Genomic DNA, 2,707 nt, shown 5'->3' on the forward strand with positions numbered 1-2,707 from the left:
GTCCTCGTTGACGAAGACCTCCCACAGCTTCTGGATGGTCACGGCCGCGGCGTCGAGCACGTCGGCGGGCAGGTGGCCCTTCTCCGCGATCTCACGGGCGAAGGCCAGGTCGACACCCTTGACAGCGTCGACGGCGATCTTGGCGAGGCGCTCGGGAGTCTTCTCCGCGACCTCTTCGATCTCCATGCCGCCCTCGACCGAACACATGGCCAGGTAGGTGCGGTTGGAACGGTCGAGCAGGAAGGAGATGTAGTACTCCTCCGCGATGTCCTTGGCCTCGGCGACCAGGAGCTTCTTGACGATGTGGCCCTTGATGTCGAGGCCGAGGATGTTCTGCGCGTGCGTGAACGCGTCTTCCGGGGTGGCCGCGTATTTGACGCCGCCAGCCTTGCCGCGGCCGCCCACCTTGACCTGCGCCTTGACCATCACGGGCTTGCCGATTTCCTCGGCAATGGCGCGTGCTTCTTCGGCCGTGTCGCAAACACGACCCTCGGACGAAGGCACTCCGTGCTTAACGAAGAGCTCCTTCGCCTGATATTCGAAGAGATCCATGTACTCACCGTCTCGTCTGCGTTGCTATGACAACGTCTTTGTTGGCGGCCCGACGTCGGTAGCGGGTCGGATCGGACTGTAGCTAGTCACGGGGAGGGGTAAACGACCACGTTCATAGTAAGTGGCGCAGGTCACGACCCATAACGGGAGCCCCGGAAAACCGCTGGCCAAGGCTACTGGCGAGTAGTTTTTGGATGTTTCACAACGCCTTGGCAGGTCGGGCCGCCTAAAACCGGAACCCCCCGGCATCTACTACGTTATGTCGTCGACAGACCTCACCCGGGATGCCGGAAAACGGTGAGATATTCCATGGCGTTACGGTGACGAATGTCACACACGCGTGTAGGTTTTCAACCAGCGCTTGCCACTCTGCAATCGCTTCGTTACCGTCAATGCGGTCGAAGTCACAACCAGGTCACGACAACCAGGTCACGACTGGCAAGTCAGGACTGAGGAGGACGACAAGCTTGAGGTACTTCAGTACTCGCTTGGAACAGCTGGCGAATCGGCACGGCCGATGAACCACCGCTCCACCCTTCCAGTCGAAAATCGCACCAACTCCGGCCACCGTTACCGGTACGCCGACGAATACACGTCGCATCCGCAGGCCCGCCGGGCTCCCGCCGCCGCATGGCCGCAGACCGACGACGCGTGGCGCGACCAGAACTCGTGGTCCGACGACGCGGCGTGGACGCCCGCCGAGGACGAATGGACCGCGGACGAGTCCTATGACACCGGCACGTACGGCACCGACTGGGCGCCCGCGGCCGAAGAGACCACCGCGGAAGAATCCCCCGCGCCGCGCCGCGCCGAACGGCGTGGTGGCGCACACCGCGTCCCCGCACCGCCCGCCGCGCTGAAGGGCCGCGCCGCGGTCATCGCCGTCGCCGCCGGTGCGGTTGTCGCCGCAGGTCAGGCGGCCATGGCCGATCCGGGCCAGCCCGCGCACGGTATCGATTACGAGGCAGCGGGTCAGGTCCACGAGATCGCCGCCCAGTCCATGAGCACGGCCGACGTCGGCGACCCGGGCACCGGCGCGGCACCTCAGGTACTCGACGCCACCACCATCGCCGACAAGAACCACTTCGACGACATCCTGGCCAAGGGCGCCAAGTTCGCCGAAGACCTCGCCGCCCAGGAATCCGCCAAGCTGCGGCCCCTGTTCACCAAGTTCGCCGCGGGCAACTACACCTCCGGTTTCGGCGCCCGCTGGGGCGTCCAGCACCTCGGCATCGACGTCGCGGGACCGATCGGCACCCCGATCTACGCGGTCGCCGACGGCACCATCATCGAAGCGGGCCCGGCGTCCGGTTTCGGCATGTGGGTCCGCGTCCTGCACGACGACGGCACCGTCACCATCTACGGCCACATCGACACCGCCACCGTCTCGCAGGGCGAGCGCGTGATGGCGGGCGACCAGATCGCCACGATGGGCAACCGCGGCTTCTCCACCGGCCCGCACTGCCACTTCGAGGTCTGGCTCAACGGCACCGACAAGATCGATCCGGTCCCGTGGCTGGCCACCCGCGGCATCAGCCTCGGCGCCCAGCGTGACTAGTGATCACCGGCAAGAACAGGAATAACTAGTCGCGGTCCGCCTTCCCATGAATTCAGGCCGGACCTCAGTACTGGTCGGCTTGCTGTGACTGCCGTCGGGATGCCGACGCGTGGTCGGTGAAAACGACCGATCATCTTTTGTTCGCCCGGCTGTTGCGTAATCGAGGCAGCTTGTGGACGGTCTTGTTGCGTGACCAGCGGCACGCTTCCCCTGAGCAGGTGGCGGGGCTAGCGTTTCGGCTATGGCTGGTACGACGAAGTACACGCAGTTCATCGGGCTCGCACCGGAATTGGTGTGGGGGGTGCTCGGGGACCTCGAGCAGTGGCCGGAATGGAACCCCGGGGTACGGTCGGTGCGGATGCACGGGCCGGTTGCCGTCGGCGCCACCGGCGACTATCTCCCCGATGGCAAGGTCTCCGCGCGAATTCACGGGCGGTTCGCGAAACCGTTCACTGTCACCGTGTTCGAACCGAATCGTGAGCTCGGCATCGAGCAGCCCGAACCCGCGGGCACCATGCACCTCACCTGGCGGTTGACTCCGCGCGACGGCGGCACCGAGATCACCCAGGAACCCCCGCCAGAGCGCGGCCAGCATCT

Annotated in this window: 3 protein-coding genes; 2 read left to right on the plus strand and 1 reads right to left on the minus strand. The window is 65.4% G+C overall.

Annotated elements, in window-relative coordinates; translation table 11 throughout:
• On the minus strand, window positions 1–552 hold a 552-nt coding region (locus ACFWF3_RS31375), incomplete at its 3' end, for an ATP-grasp domain-containing protein (RefSeq protein WP_379317373.1).
• Between the two features lie 517 nt (window positions 553–1,069).
• Here ACFWF3_RS31375 and ACFWF3_RS31380 point away from each other — a divergent pair.
• On the plus strand, window positions 1,070–2,110 hold the full coding sequence (locus ACFWF3_RS31380) for a M23 family metallopeptidase (RefSeq protein WP_378993280.1): 1,041 nt from the start codon (window positions 1,070–1,072) through the stop codon (window positions 2,108–2,110).
• Between the two features lie 241 nt (window positions 2,111–2,351).
• On the plus strand, window positions 2,352–2,707 hold a 356-nt coding region (locus tag ACFWF3_RS31385), incomplete at its 3' end, for an SRPBCC family protein (RefSeq protein ID WP_379317375.1).

The sequence above is a fragment of the Nocardia sp. NPDC060220 genome (genome assembly GCF_042727815.1).
Lineage (GTDB): Bacteria > Actinomycetota > Actinomycetes > Mycobacteriales > Mycobacteriaceae > Nocardia.

Excerpts from the sequence above, each read along its gene's own strand:
- ACFWF3_RS31380 (WP_378993280.1), top strand. The coding sequence starts at position 1,070 with ATGAACCACCGCTCCACCCTTCCAGTCGAAAATCGCACCAACTCCGGC.